This window comes from Methanosarcina sp. DH1, from assembly GCF_020804205.1.
Classification (GTDB): Archaea; Halobacteriota; Methanosarcinia; order Methanosarcinales; family Methanosarcinaceae; genus Methanosarcina; species Methanosarcina vacuolata.
Window position 1 is genome coordinate 22,430 of record NZ_WJBJ01000018.1, and the last position, 20,893, is coordinate 43,322.

Here is a 20,893-nt window from a genome sequence, read left to right on the forward strand (position 1 = left end):
GTATGCATTTGGAAAGTCACATCCTGCCTGTCTTAAATATATTATATATAAGCCACAGTCCAAAGATGCTGGCAATAACGAAACTGAATGTGCCAAGAAAAGGAACACCCCAAACAAGAGGTCTCATATGTGTTTGAATGACCAGAGAGGAAGCGACAATCATAGCAGAGATAATCAAACTGATAGATAACCGATTACTTGCAACGTCAATCTCGGACACCAGCCGGTTGCCGTCCTCAGATTCAAATTTTATTTTCAAATAGCCATTTTCAGCATGATCAAGTATATGTGAGATTTTATTCGGTGCTTTTCGAAAGAGACGTGTCCAGCTTGAAATATTGTTATAGGCTTTGTGAGCCAGGCTTTGTGGATAAAAACGCTTTTTCAATTCGTTTTTTGCATAAGGTTCGAGAAGTTCGCTAAAATTTAAATCCGGGTCCATTATAAGTCCAAAGCTTTCAACAGCCACTATACCTCTAACCAGTAAGACTATATTATGAGGCATCGCAACCTGGTGGTCTCTTAAAATGCTTATCAATTCTTCAATTATCATGGAGGCATCAAGGTTTTTGAGAGACTTACCATAGTATTTGGATCGAAAAGATTCAACATCCTCTTTCAATAACCTTGTGTCTGCATAAGAGTCTATACAACCCATATCTCGGAGTAACTCGATGAACAACGAACTATCTCCATTAACTAAAGCTACCATGCCATCCAGAAACATATCGCATATTTCCGAGGAAAGATGGCCTGTCATTCCAAAATCAAGAAAAGCTACGATTCCGTTTTCCATTATAAGGATGTTTCCGGGATGCAGGTCTGCATGGAAAAAGCCATCTTCAAATACCTGCTGCATGAAAGCTTCTATGACTACAGAAGCTATAGTGCTCCTATCAAAGCCCTGCCTGTCCAGTAAATCCACACGGCTACTTTTTATACCTTTGATATATTCCAGCGTCAACACACATGTGTTTGTATAGTCCCAGTAAACCCGTGGAATATGGACCTGGCTATTTTCCCTGAAATTGTCTGCAAAACGATCTGCGTTCCAGCCTTCCTGAGTATAATCTATTTCTGCAAGAATACTGCGAGATAACTCGTCAACAATCTCAATCGGCCTGTATAATCTCGCCTCTGGCATATGTTCATCAACAAGTCTGGCTATACTGTACATAATGTCCAGATCAGATTCGATTACCTCCTTTATGCCAGGACGCTGGACTTTTACGACAACCTCATCGCCATCTTTTATCTTTGCCCTATGCACCTGACCAATAGATGCACAGGCAAGTGGTTTTTTTTCAAAACATTCAAATAATTCTTCAATGGGATGTCCGAGCTCTTCTCTTATAATTAGTTCAACTTCTTCAAACTCAAAAGAAGGCGCCTCGTCCTGAAGTTTTGCAAACTCGGCAGCATATTCCAGAGGAATAAGGTCATGCCTCATGCTCAGCAATTGACCTAACTTAATGTAGGTCGGACCCAGTTCCTCAAGTATCTTACGTACTCTAATCGGGCCTGAAGTGTTGAGTCTGTCTATCTTATCTTTATTGTTAAACTTATAGGTCAAGTCCCTGATACTGCTCAAACCTATCTTTTCAACAACATATCCAAACCCATACTTCTGGAGAACCTCGATTATCTGGCCATATCGTTTCAACATGGCATAGCGATGAAGCTTTTTACGTATCATAATGTCATTAGCCTGGAATTTTTATGGGGGTTGTTAATTTATTTTTATAATAAGTTAACAGGATATATTATATATTTTTAGTTATCCTTATATTAGAGTTCCTGTTTCTTATCCCGTTTTCATATTATTCAAGTTATTTACAAACTCCAGGTCCCAGGAGATAAAGAAATTCCTTAAGCTTCAGGTAGGGAGATAAAGAAATTCCTTAAGCTTCAGGCAGTTTCATCACATCATTAAAGAGGTGTGTAAAAATTCAAAGTTGTCCACCGCTTCAGGAGGAAGTCCTATTTCTTCAAACATCTCCCTGAAAAATGCGCGATATTTCTTTTCAGGTATCGACTCTCCGACGCTTCCGACATGCATTATGATTTCAAGCCTGACCTTTCCTGAAGAATCGAGTTCAACTATATACTTGTTCCCTGTGTACCTGTTACCCTTATCAAAAGTCACGACCCCTGCCTTTGGGACAAAATAACTTACTGAACCTACCTGGTTCCCGTCCTTAAAAAAAACTTCTTTCGTATCCGAGCCTATATCGGGGCCTCCATAAAAGCCCAAAACGTAATTGTCGTAACTGGAATCATCACTGTTTTCCGTAAGATACGCATGTACAGCCGGAAAATCTGGAGACTCTTTTACCTGTATTTCGGCGTCCCATGTCTGGTTTTGTGCAGCTTTTTTCAGAGCCTCAAGATACTTTTCCGAAGCTTTTTCATCCGAGCCGAAGAGGAGCCCTAATTTTTCAAGCATCCAGGAGTCATCAGGAAATTCCGATAGCTGTAAAGGGGACTCGGGGTCGGAATGGCTAAAATTCGAGACTGCAATACAGGTTCTGATCCCGGTTTCAGTTCCGTTTTCACATACAAAGACCATAAGTTCGGAGTCATCTTTATAGTTAAGCCGTATATTCTGCACAAGAACAGCACTTCCGAAGTTTTCCCGGACTTCAGGGACATCTCCTGGTTCAAAGCCCGAAAAGTTTCCTGGCCAGGGCCATGAGCCTTCTACCTCATAACCAGCTTTCTCAGCTTTCGTAAGTACGGAATTGTAATCAAAAGACCCAATATCAACTTCTTCGGAGTAGTACAAGGAACTGTCAAGCAATTCCATTAATAAGAAAGGGCCGTAGAGAAACAGCATAAATAGAATGAGCGGGAGCAATAATAATATCAGTATGGCTTTTTGCTTATTCATGAAACTCTCAACTCTGGAAAAGCATCCGTGGACTGGGAGGCTGTTAGTGTTCCTTTGTTCCTTATATGTAGTATCTTAAAAATACTGAAATTATAATTGGAGTTTTTCACATTATTATATGAAACAGGCCAACTTAATAAATAATTTATATATTTCCATTACTGAGTTAAAAAATTACCTATCATTCGAGAAAAAAGCGCAGGTAGACCAAAGAATCTGGCTCGGAAACTTTTCCAGGGTTCAGAAGCCTGCCCATTGTGATGTTATTTGTGACATTAATGGTCCCAATAATCTGTAACGTAGTGAAACTTATAACCATAGTGATTACATAAAGAAAACTAAGGGCCTGTATTGCCTAACGTACCTATATTGCGAATATAAATGTAAAGAAAGTTAAAAACCCGAGGTAAAAGTCATGAAAGTGATAGCAATAAACGGAAGTCCTCGAAAGAACTGGAACACAGCCACCCTGCTGGAAAAAACCCTTGAAGGTGCAGCTTCAGAAGGTGCAGAAACCGAATTAATCCACCTCTATGACCTTGACTTTAAAGGCTGTATAAGTTGTTTCGCCTGCAAATTAATAGGTGGAAAAAGCTTTGGAAAGTGCGCAGTAAAGGATGAACTGACACCTGTGCTTGAAAGGCTGGAGGAAGCCGATGCCGTAATACTCGGATCGCCAATTTACCTTGGAAATTCCACAGGAGAAATGCGATCCTTTATGGAGCGCTATATATTTCCGTATATAACCTACTCTACTGACACACAAACATTTTATCCCAAAAATATTCCTGTTGGTTTTATCTACACTATGAACATCACTGAGGACCTTTTTGAGATGGTTGGGACTAATAAGCTTATTGAGGCAAACGAATGGGTTGCAACAAGGATATTTGGTTATTCCGAATCGTTATGCAGCACCGACACATCCCAGTTTGATGATTATTCAAAATACTCTTCGTCTATTTTCAATCCTCAGGAAAAGGCAAAAAGGCGAAAAGAAGTATTCCCTCAGGACTGCCAGAAAGCCTTTGAGATGGGAGCCAGATTCGTTAAACGGCAAAAAGCTCTGAAAGAACAGAACAAAAGCAATAAAACTTGAGTTATTTTACTTCCTGATACCGATTTTTAACTCCTGTAATATCGAAAACATCCACCAGTTTGTCTGGCGGCCCTGCCCAAAAAGGAGAAATACGTGGAAGGAAGAAGGCGTAAAAATACGAAAAACAGGAAAAAGAAGATTAAAAGATAAAAGGGATCTTCATCATCCCCTATGGATAAAATGATTTCCAATTCAAGGCTGCATTGGTTTTTATGAGGACATTATGAGGATAATCGCATAGTAAAATATTTTGTCACAATTATAGGATCAAATCTTCCTGTCGTTGTCGTCAAACCTATTACTGTTATCTCGTTTGTTCCTGTCATTGTCGCAGGGTGCTATATTTAACTTAATGATAAAATTGTTACTTACAGTGCAAGACAGTACAAAACAGAATGCCAGGAAAACTCCCAGCATCTGTTTTATTTTCAATACATGACCCACTCCAAACTTTAATCGAACCCATTTCTTTATCCAGATTGTTGTTTATTTAATAGAGGGGTGTATGACGAGATAACTACCTTCTTATACAGCCAATCCTCATCGTTTTTTATAGTGACTTTTACATAGTGGCTTTTACATAGTGGCTTTTATCTGCTGTAGAATACATAGGAGTACTCGTAGTAGTAGCTATAGAATTTGTTGTAAGAACTGCAGAACGTATTGTAGCTGACGAACCAGCTCATATACATTTTGTACCATTTGTTGTACTCTTTGCCATGTTTCTTATTGTTCCACTTTTTCCTGTCGTTATCCCACTTTCTCTTATCGTTATCCCACTTTCTCTTATCGTTATCAAATTTTCTCTTGTCGTTATCCCACTTCTTTCCGTTGTAGTTGTCAAACTTAAATTTATTTCCATCCTTTTTGTTCTTATTATTGTCCCAAGGAGCTGCACTGACTGATGCAACTGTCACTGACAGTACAAAACAGACTGCCAGGAAAATTCCCAATGTCTTTTTCATTTCTAACACATACCTCACTCCAGAAATTTATTCTCCAGAAACTTATTTAAACTCTTTTTATTTGTAAAACGTTATTTATTTCTTTGGTTTTTATTTTACTTTGTTTATATTACGTGATTTTGTTTTATACCTTAAATTACCTGTTAAATTTACTCTGTTCAATTCACTTGTTCTAGGTGTCCTCACTTGTTCTAGGTGTCCTGCCGACTACACGCAGCTTGACAATTTTAAAATTCGTTATATAAAATATAAATATACTTATACCAAAAAATAGCTTAAAAGGGTTTAATTAATGAAATAATAGTTTTAAATGGTTTAATTTGTAAAATAAATGTTTTTAAAACTTAAAACTTATTTTTATCGACATATAACGTGTTTAATGCTTATAAACCGCCTTAACATTGGTGTTTCAAGGCGAACTGCCAGGATCTAAGGTATATAAGCCTTTTAACAGATTCAAAAAAACCCTGTTGTATTTGTTCTTTATATACGATCAACAATTTGCTTTGTGATTGTGTCTTTGAATTGCCGCTTCTGTTATCGATTAAGCATTTTTTGCCTGAATACAGGTTTTTTCAAGCAAAATGGGCTTTAATGGAAGTTTTTAGGGAAAATAAGTTTTTTTAAACTTTAAAATCGATATATCTTAATAAATAATAGAAATGACATGAAAAAAACCGATTTAAATCATTAGATCTTACAAAAAAGTGAAAAATTTGCTTATTTTATTTTCCAGGCACATGCATAGGAAGCTACTTTGCGATTAATGACAGCACAAGAGCTATGCAGTACGTAGCCTAACTAAAAAACCAGTATCATGAGCTTAAAACGCTTTATCATTCCTGCTGATTCGGTGGACGTGGTAAGGTCCAGGAATCTCAGCCCGCTAGCGTCAAGCACTTCTATGGTCAGGTGCGTGTACTTTCGGTTTGGTATTCGTGGAAAAGTCTAATAATATATGAAATCGGACAGCTTTGTTTAAGAATTGTCCAGATCGCAATCTTTAAGGTAAGATGGAAATTCATTTTCCAGGAACTCGATATCCGCTTCATGTAACGAAAAAGTGCATAAACGAATTGCAAAAACAAGCTCTAAAAACAATTTCAATATCAGTTGTAACCCAATATCAGTTGTAATCCAATATCAGTTGTAACTCAATATCAGTTGGACCTCAATATCAGTTGGACTCCATTCGGATCGAACCTGAAATCTATATGAAATCATATGGCAGACAAAGCTAAAGATGTTCTAGCAATGTGAAAAAGAAGGTGACATTCTGGATAAATAATATTGAAGATAAAAATATTGAACATAGCATTAATGGGGATTGGGCATCCGGTTATTGGGGAGTTGGGGGGTATGGGGGGTTATTAAAAAGAGTTAAAAGGTCTCTTATGACCTTCCCAGATGCCCAATACGCTAAGAGTACTTCATTGTATATAAACTTAAAGATTTAATCGCATATTGGCTAAGGATAGTCAAATTATGTAAAAAATAAACCTATGAAAAATGGCTCTGGTGTTACGATGGAAACTTTCAATAAAATCTCAAATTTAGGGCATTTGTGATGCCAGATTCATATCTATAAGTCCGAGGCCAAATAATGCAACTACCAAATGAGATACAATGAATTTTTTCCGGATCATAGTCTTCTTCAAAGACTGAGAACGTCATACATTCTTTTCCTACATTCTGCGCCTATAGTTTGGATGCACCACTTTCTCTTCGACCAGGGCTTATTTTTGCTTTTTTTAAAACAAGCCTGATGCTCTCTTTGTTTATTGTCTCAAAACCTTCTTTTTTCTTCAATTCTTCAGTCAGCAGTGCAAGTGTCCACTTTTTTCTTCCATCAGGAGGTGGAGTACACGCTTGAGCTATGATTTCCGCAATGTGTTTCTCTGTATATTTTATGGGTTGACCGGTTCTTGGATTATCTTGAAGAGCTCTTTGGAGACCTTCCTCCAGGTATCTCTTCTTGGTTCTCCCAACGGTATTCCTGCCGACATTCAGTATTTCAGCGATCTCCAGATTCTTTTTATTTTTGTTTGCAAGTAATAGAATTCGTGCTCTGATCAATTCTCTTGCATTTTTCTGTCCTTTTTTAACAAAGTCCTGGAGGTATTGCTCCTCGTTATCTTTAAGTTTGATTTTCACCATAAAGAGCTCTATAACATTTTAAGTATATAAAAACGCACTAAATTTAAATTGTTATGGCCTCGTTTCTAAAACATAGTTTCTTAAAGTTTTTAATTTGTCTTTCTCAACTCATTTATTCTGTGACTTATATTGTGACGAAAACCATTGCAGCTACAACCGTGGTCCATTTTCCATCCTTGTCGCCGTTTGCGGTCTGGCACATATGGAATGTGTCAAAGATATGCCCGCTCGCCTTGTATACCTGCTCTCTCTCATGCCAGGCCATTTCTGCGTTAAACTCTATTCCAAGGGTGGTCGCAAGCATTGTTGCCGCCAGGTCTTCAGCATATTCTCCTGCAATAATTTCTTCTTCTCCAAAAGAATGATGTTCGGAAATGTACCCGTAGTTGTCTTCATTTACAGGAACTGCAGTCCCTATGGCTGCAGCCATTAAACGATGAGGCTCATTAGTATCATTCCTTGCAAGTACACAATGGACAATGGCACCAGGTTTTAACTCTGAAAGTCCTTCTTCTCTGGGTACGACTTTGCAATTCGGGGGCAGAATACTCGAAACACTTACAAGATTGAATTTCTCAATCTTTGCAGCCCTTAGCGCAAGTTCAAAAGATGCTAATCGGTCTTTGTGTACCCCTGTACCCTTTGTCAAAAATGATTTTTTTGGGATCATGTTAACTCCTTCAGGACTTACGCAGTTGAAATGAAGAATCAATAGCTTCAGACCGTTAACTGCCTAAAAACCGACTTTAATCCACAGTTTTTGCCTTAATTGATTTTGCTTCTCAAGTGCGTAAGTCCTATCCTTAAGAGATTTATGCATTTACTGTGTGGTTTCCATTGTATGAGCAACCGATACACGTTATAAAATTTTCAAATTTGTTTGAAAATTTTTTAATTGTTGTAAGTTAAACTACTGAGCTCATAGTTATATCTTTAATTTCTGAAACGTAAGCCACAGTTATGAACTTTACCCTTTTTACTCATAATTTTCAGAGATAGAGAATTCTCCACAGGAATTACAACCCAGCGAATGGACCTGCCTGTTTAGTTCTGTAAAGCCATCATCTTTTTTCCCCTGCCCAGAAAGAGCTTTTTCATAGACATTAGAATTTGCAACCCCTTCAAAGATAAATCTTGTCTCTATCGGAATTTCACCTGCGTGGACTTTTATATCTTTTTTTTGTACATTAACTGTAACCTGGTCAGGGAGAAGCCCGGATTCGGCCATATAATCAAGAATCAGCTTTCTTCCAAACTCCTCAGCAAACTCCACGGCTTCACTCCGGATTATGAAATGCCTCCTTCCTACAGGTGTGTACACAAAGACCCCTTTTGTTTTAAGGTCATACTTGGACTCACTGTAAAGCGTGCGCACTGTTATCTCAATGCGTTTTGTCCCTTTTCCTGCAAGAGCTCCGACGGCATTTCCAACCTCTGAGTGTTCAGGAGCAAAGACTTCGGCATCTATGAGCTTCTTCAGTTCGTCCACATATGCCCTTACCGGCCCTCCAAGCAGGACAACAGGGATATCCACTTTAAAACGAGCGAAGAAATTGCCATCAAGCATTTTTTCAATTTCTTTCCTGTCCACTCCTTCCATCAGAAAAGCAATGAGGTCTCGGGCCATGTTTCTGGCAAAGAGCCGCTTAACATTTAGACAGAACTCATCCCTGTCAATCCCTATGAAGTTTGCAAGCAGAGTAGCTCCGATTTCCGAAGCTTCAACATTCCATTCAGTATATTCACCAAGCACATGAAGCGCATCTGTTGGGGTAAAACCGATTACCTGAACAAGCCGCTTCTGGATTAGAGAATCCATTACTCTCTTTGGAGGGAGGATACTTTTGTCCCAGTAGACATCTTTGAGGGAACGCGGTTCGTCCCGTATAAGGGCAAGGAGCTCTTTTTCTTCCCGGTTCAAATTGACAGGTTTCTGTTCTGTCCGGACAAAGAACTTTGTTGCCTGGATATGTTCGTCCAGCTTGAGCCTGTCCGGAATCCAGCGCTTTTTCAGAGTGTTCATAAAATCGGGGTACAGGACTGCTGCCCTGCAGAGAGGGATAACCCGCCTGGGGCCTATGTGTATATTGCCGCTCTGGACCCAGATATGACTGTCTCCGCCCATAGCCGAAGTTTCCATACGCAGAGCTCTGACTTTTGTTTGCCAGCCTCCCACAACTGCTCCTGCCTCACTGAGGTCTGGCAGTCCTTTATGGACCAGGGAGACATCCGTGCTTGTTCCTCCGACGTCAATTACAGTGCAGGTCTCGTGCCCGGACAGATAGGAAGCTCCAAGGAGACTTGCTGCGGGGCCTGAAAAGACCGATTCTATGGGTTTTTTCATAGCTTCCTGCATGCTTACTACAGAACCGTCGCAGCGGAGCATGGCAATTCTCGGGTTGAGGCCTCTTCTTTCTATCTCAGTTACTATCGTTTTTAAGAAGCCTTCTGCTACAGGCAGGAGCTGGGCATTGAGGTAGGCAGTAACTCCCCTTTCATAAGCCCCGAGCGACTGGGCCAGTTCATGCCCGCAGACCACAGGCAGCCCTGTCAATTCCTGGATCAGGGTTTTTACACGCAGCTCATGCTCCGGATTTCGCACACTGAAGTAAGAAGAGACTGCAAAAGCCGATACCCTGTCTTTTATTTCAAGTACGAATTTTTCTACTGCCGGCAGGTCAAGGGCTGCGACTTCCTCGCCATTACTGTCATGCCCTCCCTTTACCATAATCCAGTTCTCAATTCCCGAATCTTCAGGAACATCATAATTTCCGATAAGGATGAGCCCAACAGGATATCCTGTTCCTTCAAGGATAGTATTGGTGGCAAGAGTAGTTGAAACCGAAACTACAGTCACGAGTTTTATCTTTTCCGGGTCAAGTCCGTCAATTGACTTCTTTATTCCTTCTATAGGATCAGGATAAGTTGTGAGGGCCTTGTTTGAGCATACAACTTTTCCATCCGATTTCCTTATTAAAACCGAATCAGTATAAGTTCCACCTGCATCAATGCCCAGATCATATGCCATTTTTGAACTGCATTCCATTTTTATATCTCCACATTTACTTTCTGGCGTTTTTGCATTACTCTTTCCTTGCCATTTGTAATGCTGTTCCTTTTATGCCATTTTTAATTACTTGCTGATGTTCTGACCGCAAAATCAGGACATTACGTCCAATTCTGTTCGGTCCTCAGGAGCTGGTGAGAGACTAAAGACCAAACACTGAATTAATTATTGCATTATTGCACTATTGAGGGTAAATATAAATATTCCGGGAGGTTTCCGGAACTCAAACTTTTGGCATTCCAACTCCAACGAAAACAAGCTTTGTCTCTAAGGGTACTGCCCCTGCTTCACTAAGAGATATATCTTTTCTACTGACTTCGATCTGGATCTGTCCTTTGTCGAGCCCTGCTTCGGTCATGTATTCCATGATGAGTTTTCTTCCCAGAACATCGGCATATTCCAGAGCGTCTGAGTAGCTTCCAAAGGTTTCCCTGCCCTGAGGCGAAAACAGAAGAACGAGCCTTTTCTTATCTTTTGAGTAGGCGCTTTTGATCAGGATTTCAATTCTTTTTATGCCCTTGCCTACAACGGCTCCGACAGCGTTTCCTACTTCGGCATGCTCCGGGATTATGATGTCGGCATCGAGAATTTGTTTCAACTCCCTGGTGTATGCAACTACAGGGCCTCCTATCAGCACCACAGGGATTTTCATTTTGAACTGTGTAAACCTGTCAGAAAGCAGGATTTTCTCGATTTCGGAGGACGGCACATCCGTCTGGATAAAAGATACTAGGTTTAAGGCCATATTCCTTGCAACGTCCTGTTTTATCTGTTTGCAGATCTCGATATGGTCGGTCTCGGTATATCGTTCCAGAAGTTTTGCTCCTACCCTTGAGGCTTCTTGGTCCCAGGCTGTATATTCTCCGAGCACATGAAGCGCATCGGTTGGGGTAAAACCTATTGCCTGGACCAGGCGTTTTCTTATGAGCGAATCAAGCAGACCCGGAGAAAGCGTTTTCCTGGTCTCCCAGAAAATATCATTAAGCGATGCCGGAAAATCTCCTATCCTGTCAAAGAGTTCTGCTTCAAATTTTCCGAGGTCTGAGGGTTCAATGCCTGTCCTTACAAAAAACTTAGTAGGTTGCACATTTTCGTCAGGATGCATAGCTCCAGGAATTCTTCCTTTTCTCAGGACTTCAAGAAAACCGGGGTATTTAACCGCTGCAACGCAGAGTGGGATAACTCGCCTTGGGCCGATATTTATTTTCATGTTCCTGATCCAGACATGGCTGTCCCCTCCCATTGCTGAGGTTTCCATCCGGATAGCTTTTACCTTTGTCTGCCAGCCTCCGACTACAGCGCCCTCCTCACAGAGTTCAGGAAGCCCGTTTTCGAGCATGGAAACATCCGTACTTGTCCCGCCTACGTCAATAACTGCACAGGTCTCAAGCCCTGAAAGGTGTGACGCTCCTACAAGGCTTGCTGCAGGGCCCGAAAAGATAGACTCGATTGGTTTTTCCAGGGCTTCGTTAATGCCCACTACCGAACCGTCACATTTGAGCATCAACAGCCTTGAGTCCATTCCTCGCCTGGAGATTTCTTCCCTGATTGAGCGGATAAACTGGTTTGCAATAGGAATCAACTGGGCGTTCAGGTAGGCTGTAACCCCTCTCTCGTAGGCTCCAAGGTCAAGTGAAAGTTCGTGTCCGCAGACCACAGGCATCCCGGTAAGTTCCTGGATGCGGGATTTGACTGCCAGTTCATGAGCAGGGTTTCGGATACTGAAATAGGACGAGACTGCAAAGGCTGAAACCTTATCCCTAACCTTACTGACAAAAGCTTCCACAGCTTCCATATCAAGAGAAACCAGTTCGGCTCCGTGATGGTCGTGCCCTCCTTTTACGATAGTATGAAACTCAATATCCTTTCTTTCCGGAATTTCATAATCTCCTACGAGGATCAACCCTACAGGATAGCCATTTTTTTCAAGGATTGTGTTTGTAGCAAGCGTTGTTGAGACCGAAACCATTTTTACGTCTTTTAAATATTTCTCATCCAGCCCGTCTATGGAATTTTTAATTCCTGTGAGCAGGTCAGGATAGGTGGTAAGCGCCTTGTTCGAATCTATCACTTTGCCATCTGAGTCCCGAATGATAATCGAATCAGTATAGGTGCCTCCTGCATCAATTCCCATGCTGTATTGTATCTAAATGCCTCCTGTTCATTTTTTAGAATTGGGGTTCATGAATTGGGTCATGAGATAGTTTATATGGTTAAAATTGCCGGGCATATATTATATTTAAAAGTATTTTATTCATGTGCATAATATGCTATTGGGAAAGTTAGTGGTTTTTGACAAATAAAAAGGAAAAAATCTAAGACGGTTTTAGGTAAATAATAGACGATTTCAGGTAAGTAATAGACGATTTCAGGTAAGTAATAGACGATTTTATTTAAATATTAAATTATTTTAGTCATGTACTATGTAATTTTTTGCAAATACTATTTTTGATTGTTAAGTAATGGTATTAGATAAAAAATCTGAAATATTAATATTAAGTTTAACAAAAATATGTTTATTTCAGACTACAAATTAATTATTGGACCCGCACAAAAACTCAAACTTAGTTTTTGAATCCCGCGATGGGGTAATTATCTAAAAAACTTATAAGAAAAATGAGAAGGAAAGTAATTCTGAAACATTTATGAATTTGGAAATAAAAGTTGGTTTTGGAATGAGCTCATACTTTCGATAGAATCCTGAATTAAAAAAGTACTTTACTATTTGACACACAATTAGTAATAGAAAACGTACATTATACTCTTCGAATAACATGTACAAGCAATGAAAGTGCTTGCAGATAGCAGCATTTTCATGCTAAACTAGAATCAAACAGAAGTCCTAATTTTAGGAGTTGGTAAATTTTATGGGAGATCAAAATGATGAAATATATCTCACAGAAGTGCAAGCTTGCAAACTGGATTTTTTAGAATGGACACCTGAGAAGGGAGTGAATGTTAGTGAAACGTCAAAACAATTTGCAAGGGAGTTTCTAAATTTATCAGGTACAGAAGACGATGGCGAGAATAAAAAATTTAACGGGGCTAAAAAGACATTCAATGAAATAGCTTCATTATTAGTCCAGCGTAAAGCAGAGAGTGACGGACTGATTCCTAAAGCAGCCATAGATGAAATAGCAGAACAAAGCGGAACTACAGATCGTAGAGTTTATACAGTACTGGAAGCTTTAGAAGCTGAGGGATGGAAACCATAAAAGCTATGAAGAAAGAACGAGTGCATCGATTCTGAAATAAATACATACTAATAAAATAATTACAGCTTATGACGCAAACATTATTTTAAAGTCACATGGAATTTTGTAACACGGAAAACGCAGTCGTCCGAAGAGTGATTCGAAAGATTGATTCGAAAGATTGATTTTATCTGGATATTACAACCACGGAAAACGCGGAAAGCACGGAAGAGCCAAGCATTTACTACTTATTTCCGTGTCCTCTGTATCATCCGTGTCTTCTGCATCATCCGTGCCTTCCGTATCTTCCATGCCTTCCGTATCTTCCATGCCTTCCATATTTTCCATGCCTTCCGTATTTTCCATGCTTTCCGTGGTTTTTAAAAAGCTCATTTTTGGCATACTTCGGAATCAACGCACCAGCTGGTGTTATATAATTTGTTATATTGTTGACAATGCAAAACATTAAAAAAAGATTAACTGTGAAATAAACGTCTCTATCGACTTGCTCTCACTGACACGTTTTTACTTCTTTTCCGCTACTGTGATTTTTATAGTGAACTCAGTTCCAGAGTCCCTGTTCAAGTCAAGTTCTCCGTCTAACTGGTCTACCAGGATGGTTACCAGTTGTATTCCAAGGGTATCGGAGTCTTCCAGACTGATGCTCTCAGGTATGCCTGCTCCGTTATCTGAAACGACCAGGATATAACTGGTACTTTTACATGCTTCGTTACTATCTTCAATTCCGCTATCTTCAGATTTTTCACTTATTTCCCGTGAGAGTTTTATTTTAATTTCTCCTGTTTTCCCACCTGGAAATGCATGTTTGAGGGAATTTGAGACCAGCTCATTAATAATCATTCCTAACGGAACTGCAGCATCCATATCAAAGAAAATATTTTCCTCTATTTCCAGAACCATTTTGACTTCCGAAGCTCCAACGTTGTAACACCTGAAGAGCTCCTCAGTCAGTTTTTGAAGGTAAGTTGCAAAATTAAGAGTACTGACTTCTTTTGATCCATACAGTTCTTCGTGGATCAAAGCCATAGAAATAACCCTGTTCTGGCTGTCCCTGAAAGCTGCAAGCACCTTTGAAGTATCATAAATCTCATTGACAGCGAATTTTTCAGCCTGCAGGTCTAGCAGAGACGAGATTACCTGCAGATTATTTTTAATTCTATGATGAATTTCCTTTTTACGGGCTTCTTCAATTTTTTTCAGGAAATTTTCAGCTTCCTTTTTCTCAGTAATATCCATTGCGACGCAGATGATCCCGATAATGTTTCCTGTGGCATCGTGCAGCGGCTCCGTGGTCATATCATGGACCAGATTACCACCAGCAGAAGCTGACCTATGGGTGACTACCTCGTCACGTCTACCTGTGCCACTGTCTAATACCTGACGCTTGATAGCGGTAAATATCTCAGCATCCTCCGGCTGATATATCTCGTAGTCACGCTTACCCAGGACATCCTCGATTTTGAAGCCAGGCGCAGGGTTGTACACCCACGTGTACCTCAGCTCGAGGTCCTGACTGAACATAACAATTCTTGAGCCTCTCAGGGCGAGACGAAAGCGTTCCTCGGACTTTCGCAGTTCTTCTTCTATCCGCTTACGCTCTGTGATATCCTTCATTATTCCGAGGACTTTGTTTGTAAGATAATTTCCCTTTTGAAGACAGACCCCATGATCTTCAACATGGATATATTCTCCGTCCTTCCTTCTAAAACGATATTCAAGGTGGAAATTCCTCTTATTTTCAGTGTTCCTCACGTCATGGCTGCAGCCGTTTATCTTTTGATTCCAGACTTTCTTCTGGTCTTCAGGGTGGACATTGTTTATCCATAGTTCAATACCGGTGTCCAGCAGTTCTTCCTGAGTATATCCTGTAATCTCTTCTATGGTGCCTGCCCAGTAGATTTTATTTTCCTCGACATCGTGCTCATATATTAACTGACCTGTCTGTTCCGTAACAATCCGATATCTTTCCTCACTATTGTGAAGCCTTTCTTCGGCTTTTTTACTCTCGGTTATGTCTCTGGCGATAACCGAGATAGCCATAAGCTCTCCGAAGATATCGAAAACCGGAGAAAGAGTCATTGAGACATCTATAACCGTACCGTCTTTTCTTAACCGTGAAGTCTCATACTGGTGAATTTTTTCTCCCTGTTTTATCATTTCAGTCAGTTTTTGTGATTCATTTACCAGGACGGAAGGCATTAAGACTGTTGCAGGCTTTCCCAAAATTTCTTCAGCTGGATATCCATAGATTTGCTCTGCCCCAAGGTTCCAGCTGGTAATGAAACCATCAAGAGACCGGGTTACAATAGCATCATTTGAATATTCCACTATATTCGCTAAGTTCTGAACTCTTTCCTCTGCTTTTTTACGCTCAATGGAATACTGGATAGAACGTTTCAATAATCTGCCATCTACCTGCCCTTTGACCAGATAGTCCTGAGCACCTGTCTTTACAGCCTCAATTCCGATATTTTCATCATTCATTCCTGTCAGAATTATAATGGGAATTCGTGAATTCCTTGAATGAATTTCAAGAAAAGTATCAATACCGTCGCTGTCTGGCAATCCCAGGTCAGATAATATTATATCAAACCGATTCTCTTTAAGAAGGCTCAAACCTTCGTTAAGGGTCTGAACGGTTTTAAATTCGTACTGAAAGTCGGTGAATCCTTCGAGCATCTCTTCAATTAAACCTGCATCCCCGGGATTATCCTCAAAAAGCAAGATTTCTACTTTTTTATACATAGTCAAACCGTCCTATCCGGGTGATTCTGGCTTTACTTTGATGGCAACTTTACAATCTCAAGCCAGAAATTTTCTATGGACTTAACTACGTCTAGAAACTGATCAAAGTCAACAGGTTTAGTAATATATGCATTGGCGTGCAGATTATAAGATCTCAGGATGTCCTCCTCAGCTTTGGAAGTAGTTAAAACCACAATAGGTATGTTTTTAAGTTCATCGTCGCCTTTCACTTCCTCAAGAACCTCGCGCCCGTCTTTTTTTGGTAAATTTAAGTCCAGAAGTATTATATCCGGGCGCGGGGAACCTGAAAACTGTCCTTCGCCACGTAAAAAAGCGATTGCTTCTTCTCCGTCCTCTACAATATGAAGAATGTTCCCGATTTTTGCATCTTCGAAACCTTCTTCTATTAGTCCAATATCGCCTTTACTGTCTTCTACTACAAGAATCTCTACCGGTTTATATGCTATTCGAGTTCTCATTTATATGACCATCCTGGTTATATGTCAAAAATTTTGAGCTTTCCCGAAACTGGTTATCTAATTTGAGCCGAATATATAAAATTTAAATTTTTTATAGGGATTAATTTTTATATCTAAATTAAATTTTTTTATAAAAATTAACTTTTTACTGTATAGTCGTTATCACGAATTCACGGTATAGTCTTTATCACAAACTTTTATAGGAATTACTGGTAAAGTGAAGTAGAAAGTAGAGCCCTTCCCTGGTTCAGATTCTACCCAAATCTGTCCTCCATGCCTTTCTATAATTTTTTTACAGATCGAAAGCCCTATACCTGTACCGGGGTACTCTTCTCTTTTATTAAGTCTTTTAAAAACCTCAAAAATCCGTTCAGAGTATTTAGGGTCAATTCCAATCCCATTATCCTTTACTGAAAATAACCATTGACCAGCTTTTTTTTCGGCAGAAATTTCAATTTCCGGGGCATTTTCACTGCGGAATTTTATAGCGTTGCTTATAAGATTCTGGAACAGTTGAGTGAACTGGACAGGGTCCGCCATTACTACAGGTAAAGAACCAGAAGAGATACTGGCTTCATTTTCTTTTATGGATACCTCTAAATCAAATAAGACTTTATCCAGAACAGATTTGCAATCTGTAGGTTCGAATTCTCTGGCTTTTGTGGTCACCCGAGAAAATTCCAGAAGGTCGTTAATCAGGTTTTGCATACGGGAAGCCCCGTCCACAGCAAAATAGATGTATTTGTCAGCCTTCTCGTCAAGCTTTCCCTGATATTTTCTTTGTAAAAGCTGTAAATAACTTGCTATCATTCTCAAGGGTTCCTGCAAGTCGTGGGACGAGACGTAGGCAAATTGTTCCAGTTCCGCGTTTGAGCGAGCAAGCTCCTCTAATTTAAGTTTTAACAGTTCTTCTGCCTTTTTCCGTTCGGTGATATCACGGGCGGCTGCAAAAGCTCCAATAACCGCACCATTTTCGTCTTTATAAATTGAAGCGTTATATAAAACAGGAGTTACGCGACCGTCCCTGTGCTGAATTTCAAGTTCGTAGTCCAGTACCAAACCTTCCCTGAAGACATGTTGATATCCTTCTCTAGCTTTCTCAGGATCGGTGAAATAGTCTGAAAAATCAGTCCCTATTAACTCATTTCTTGAATAACCGGTAGCCAGTTCTGTGGCTTTATTTACATCGGTTATCCTCCCATCAGGGCCGATAGTGACCATGGGGTCAAGGCTGGCTTCTATCAGACTACGATTATAAATGCTTGACAACCTCAGAGTTTCTTCTGCTTTTTTTCGCTCAGTAATGTCTCTTGCAATAACGGAGAAAGCTATAAGTTGGTCAGAAACATCCAAAACCGGAGAAAGAGTTACTGAAATATCTATTAATGTACGATCCTTTCTTAACCGTACTGTTTCATAGTGCTGGATTCTTTCTTCCTCTTGAATTTTCTTAGCTAATTGCTTTATCTCTCCTTTACGATTATCTGGCTCAAGTATTGAGATATTTTGTCCAATAATTTCCTCGGCGAGATAGCCATAAATCTGCTCTGCTCCTTTATTCCAGCTTGTAATAATGCCATCAATAGACTTTGTCATAATGGCATCATCCGATGATTCTACAGCACTCGCCAGTACCTGTATCTTTTCTTCAGCTTTTTTCTGCTCACAAATATCACGTGCAGCTGCAAAAACCCCAATAACTTCTCCAGTTTCATCCCTATAAACCGATGAATTATACAAAACAGGCGTAATCTGCCCGTTTTTATGTTGAATTTCCAGAGAATAATTTCGCACCAGCCCTTTCTGGAATGCATTCTGATATCCTTCTCTGGCTTTCTCAGGCTCGGTGAAATAATCCGAAAAATCAGTCCCAATTAACTCCTTGCGGGAGTAACCCGTAACAAATTCGGTTGAATTATTTACATCAGTAATTTTACCATCCGGACCGATAGCTACAAAGGGATCTATACTGGCTTCAATAAGACTGCGGTTATACGTGTTAGCCAGCTCTAAGGCTTTTTCAGCCTTTTTTTGCTCAGTAATATCCTGAACTGTTCCTCTCATATGGACAGGGATATTTTCCTCATTAAGAATAACCTCAGCCTGTTCATGTACTATACGCTCTTCTCCACTGGCTAAGGTAATCCGGTGATTAATACTGTATTTTTTGCCGTTTAAAGCTTCTTTAACGGCATTATTTACATAATCTCGATCATTCGGATGTACATAACTCAGAAACGCATCGAAAGTTGCCCCGAACTCTTGAGGGCTGCGTCCGAAGATGCGATATATCTCATCAGACCAGTATAACTCATTAGTTACAATATTCCAGTCCCAGTTTCCAAGGTGTGCCATCCTCTGAGCTTCAGAAAGACTCCTTTCGCTCTCTTTCAAAGAATTATAAGCCTTTTCAACTTCTGATGTCCTTTCTTCAACTAATTCTTCTAAATTATCAAGGGTTTCTTTTAACCTGGCTTCAGCTTCTTTTATTTCTGTAATATCACGAGAAATAGCAAGGACAGAAGCCACTTCGCCGTTAACAAACTCAGGTACTATTCTTGTGTTAAAATAGTATTCTTTTCCCTGAGGCGATCTATACTGGAATTCCATTTTCCCGGGTTTTCCTGTTGCAAAAACGCTATGACGATGTTTGTCCCAGAACTTTATCTGTTCAGGGTCTTTTCCCAGTTCATAATTGGTTTTCCCGATGATTTCTTCCTGAGAATAGCCATAAACTTCGACAGCGGCAGGATTTACATACATATGGCGATTTTTTTTATCAAAGCGGGCAATTATGTCAGGAGAATTTTCTGCCAGTGTGCGGAATTCGTTTTCACTCCTTTTCAGGGCTTTTTCAGCCTGTTTGCGTTCGTTAATATCAATAGCAACGTGCACACTCCCAATAATTTTCCCTCTGGAGTCATAGAGTGGCGAAACGCTCACTATGAAATAACCACCCAGGCAGTCCTCGAAAATTTCCGCAGTATGTTCAAGTCCGTCCTCAATCAAAAGTCGGTGTGGACAAAAAGAGGGAGGATAGGCTGTCCCGTGCACAGCACAATAGCAGGTTAACCCAATGCATTCTTCCGGTTTCAGCCCCAATCTTGCAGCCATTGCTTTGTTTGCACGAACAATCCGGTATTCGTTGTCAATTATGGCTATCAGGTCTGGCATGGAATCAAAGGTAGACCCCCAGTACTGTGTGACTTGAAAAATTTTCTCTTCTTCCTTTTTGCGCCTGGAGCTTTCTATTTGCGTCCATTTATCTTCTTTTTTAATCAGGGCAAACTGGTGGTTGATAACTACATCAATAATTTCGGTTGCACTGCACCTCTCGAGGCAATATGTGCACAGGGCTATCATGGAATAGCTGCCAATGATGCTGTCGATCTCTTCTTCATAATCGACAAAACTGTTCCAGTATTTTTTTTCCAGCCAGAAGGTGTTTCCGCTTAACCTTAAACCGTCGTAACCGTCGGCCAGGGCTCGATTGAGTTTTTCTATCCAGCCGTTAAGTACTCTTTGCGAATCGAAACTTCCCTCTTTGACATACCAGTAAATGTAAGGAATAATCTCAATTTGTCCTTTTTCGAGATAAACATCAATCTCAGGAATAGCTTTTCTAAGAGCTCCTTTTGCCTCTTCCACATCCAGGGGCTCTGATGTAACCCACATGCAGAATTCGTTATTTTCCAGGCCGGCTTTAAAATAAGGAACAAGTATGTCAATTAAATCCTGTTTTGTCTGGTAGAATTGGCAGAAGTGCGTTCCCCAGGGTACCCCTCCAATAATGTCAATCCCAGATTTTCTCAAGCTTTTTTCCATTTCAACCCTTTCCGAATTCAAAGGTAATTTAAAGCTAGTATTTAACCAGGTGCGAGAAATTCGTAACCTTCAAGTTATTTGTCACCTGTAAGATCAGGCAATTTTTCTAAAATTCTGCCATATCAATCAGTTTATTCATTATCCCTTTGCCAGGACTTTCAAAACCCAGGACATGGCAGTAAAACATTTGATGCAATCGCTCAATCTAATCGTTCGATGTTCAACGCTAAATTTTTAACCCACTTTCTGCAAAGTTTTTAGACTCTGAGTGCTTTCTCATACGCCAAGTATCCATTATTTCTCAACATATGTTGATCAATAGTTTATGGCCAGGATTTCAAGATTGCATTACAGTTTCCATTGCTATCGATTTCACGTAAACGTTCCTTATTAAAAGGGAGTTAAAATATTTTTATAAAAAGTAATAAATACTTTATTTTTCCAAAGGCAG

At 40.0% G+C, this 20,893-nt stretch carries 14 protein-coding genes and 1 pseudogene; 3 read left to right on the forward strand and 12 right to left on the reverse strand.

Translation table 11 applies throughout. From position 1 onward, the window contains the following. Positions 1–16: 16 nt before the first annotated feature. The 3 genes from FXW07_RS08440 to FXW07_RS08450 all read right to left on the reverse strand — a co-directional run bounded on the left by FXW07_RS08440 (position 17) and on the right by FXW07_RS08450 (position 3,209). The gene (locus tag FXW07_RS08440; RefSeq protein ID WP_229395056.1) at positions 17–1,696 is read right to left on the reverse strand and encodes an AarF/ABC1/UbiB kinase family protein; all 1,680 of its coding nucleotides are present in this window, start codon (positions 1,694–1,696) and stop codon (positions 17–19) included. A 225-nt stretch (positions 1,697–1,921) separates the two neighbouring features. After that, a complete protein-coding gene (locus FXW07_RS08445; protein ID WP_229395057.1) occupies positions 1,922–2,836 on the reverse strand; it encodes a hypothetical protein in 915 nt (304 codons plus the stop codon). 235 nt (positions 2,837–3,071) lie between these two features. After that, complete coding sequence (locus FXW07_RS08450) at positions 3,072–3,209, reverse strand: hypothetical protein (protein WP_229395058.1); 138 nt, start codon at positions 3,207–3,209, stop codon at positions 3,072–3,074. A gap of 96 nt (positions 3,210–3,305) precedes the next feature. On the opposite strand from FXW07_RS08450, the gene FXW07_RS08455 reads away from it, so the two are divergent. Then, positions 3,306–3,989 carry a flavodoxin family protein gene (locus FXW07_RS08455; RefSeq protein WP_229395059.1) on the forward strand — a complete coding sequence of 228 codons (684 nt, stop codon included), beginning with the start codon at positions 3,306–3,308 and terminating at the stop codon, positions 3,987–3,989. A 590-nt stretch (positions 3,990–4,579) separates the two neighbouring features. Here the strand turns inward: FXW07_RS08455 and FXW07_RS08460 are convergent. After that, the gene (locus FXW07_RS08460; protein WP_229395060.1) at positions 4,580–4,954 is read right to left on the reverse strand and encodes a hypothetical protein; all 375 of its coding nucleotides are present in this window, start codon (positions 4,952–4,954) and stop codon (positions 4,580–4,582) included. A gap of 1,256 nt (positions 4,955–6,210) precedes the next feature. On the opposite strand from FXW07_RS08460, the gene FXW07_RS08465 reads away from it, so the two are divergent. After that, positions 6,211–6,411 carry a hypothetical protein gene (locus FXW07_RS08465; RefSeq protein WP_048120144.1) on the forward strand — a complete coding sequence of 67 codons (201 nt, stop codon included), beginning with the start codon at positions 6,211–6,213 and terminating at the stop codon, positions 6,409–6,411. 175 nt (positions 6,412–6,586) lie between these two features. Here the strand turns inward: FXW07_RS08465 and FXW07_RS08470 are convergent. The 4 genes and pseudogenes from FXW07_RS08470 to FXW07_RS08485 all read right to left on the reverse strand — a co-directional run. Beyond that, positions 6,587–7,111, reverse strand: a pseudogene (locus FXW07_RS08470) (helix-turn-helix domain-containing protein); the annotation flags it as partial. A 124-nt stretch (positions 7,112–7,235) separates the two neighbouring features. Further along, the gene (locus FXW07_RS08475; RefSeq protein ID WP_229395061.1) at positions 7,236–7,781 is read right to left on the reverse strand and encodes an arginine decarboxylase, pyruvoyl-dependent; all 546 of its coding nucleotides are present in this window, start codon (positions 7,779–7,781) and stop codon (positions 7,236–7,238) included. A 306-nt stretch (positions 7,782–8,087) separates the two neighbouring features. Further along, complete coding sequence (locus tag FXW07_RS08480; RefSeq protein WP_229395146.1) at positions 8,088–10,139, reverse strand: hydantoinase/oxoprolinase family protein; 2,052 nt, start codon at positions 10,137–10,139, stop codon at positions 8,088–8,090. 262 nt (positions 10,140–10,401) lie between these two features. After that, positions 10,402–12,312, reverse strand: a complete 1,911-nt coding sequence (locus FXW07_RS08485; RefSeq protein WP_229395062.1) for a hydantoinase/oxoprolinase family protein — start codon at positions 12,310–12,312, stop codon at positions 10,402–10,404. Between the two features lie 733 nt (positions 12,313–13,045). On the opposite strand from FXW07_RS08485, the gene FXW07_RS08490 reads away from it, so the two are divergent. Beyond that, positions 13,046–13,393 (forward strand): hypothetical protein, encoded by a 348-nt coding sequence (locus FXW07_RS08490; protein WP_229395063.1) that lies wholly within the window; start codon positions 13,046–13,048, stop codon positions 13,391–13,393. Between the two features lie 177 nt (positions 13,394–13,570). Here the strand turns inward: FXW07_RS08490 and FXW07_RS08495 are convergent, their stop codons facing one another. From FXW07_RS08495 to FXW07_RS08510, 4 genes are all read right to left on the reverse strand, one after another. Next, positions 13,571–13,774 (reverse strand): hypothetical protein, encoded by a 204-nt coding sequence (locus FXW07_RS08495; protein WP_229395064.1) that lies wholly within the window; start codon positions 13,772–13,774, stop codon positions 13,571–13,573. Positions 13,775–13,897: 123 nt separating this feature from the next. Further along, positions 13,898–16,138: a PAS domain S-box protein gene (locus FXW07_RS08500; RefSeq protein WP_229395065.1), complete on the reverse strand. Its 2,241-nt coding sequence runs from the start codon at positions 16,136–16,138 to the stop codon at positions 13,898–13,900. Between the two features lie 32 nt (positions 16,139–16,170). Further along, positions 16,171–16,617, reverse strand: a complete 447-nt coding sequence (locus FXW07_RS08505; protein WP_229395066.1) for a response regulator — start codon at positions 16,615–16,617, stop codon at positions 16,171–16,173. Positions 16,618–16,779: 162 nt separating this feature from the next. Then, positions 16,780–20,442: a PAS domain S-box protein gene (locus FXW07_RS08510; RefSeq protein WP_229395067.1), complete on the reverse strand. Its 3,663-nt coding sequence runs from the start codon at positions 20,440–20,442 to the stop codon at positions 16,780–16,782. Positions 20,443–20,893 lie beyond the last annotated feature (451 nt).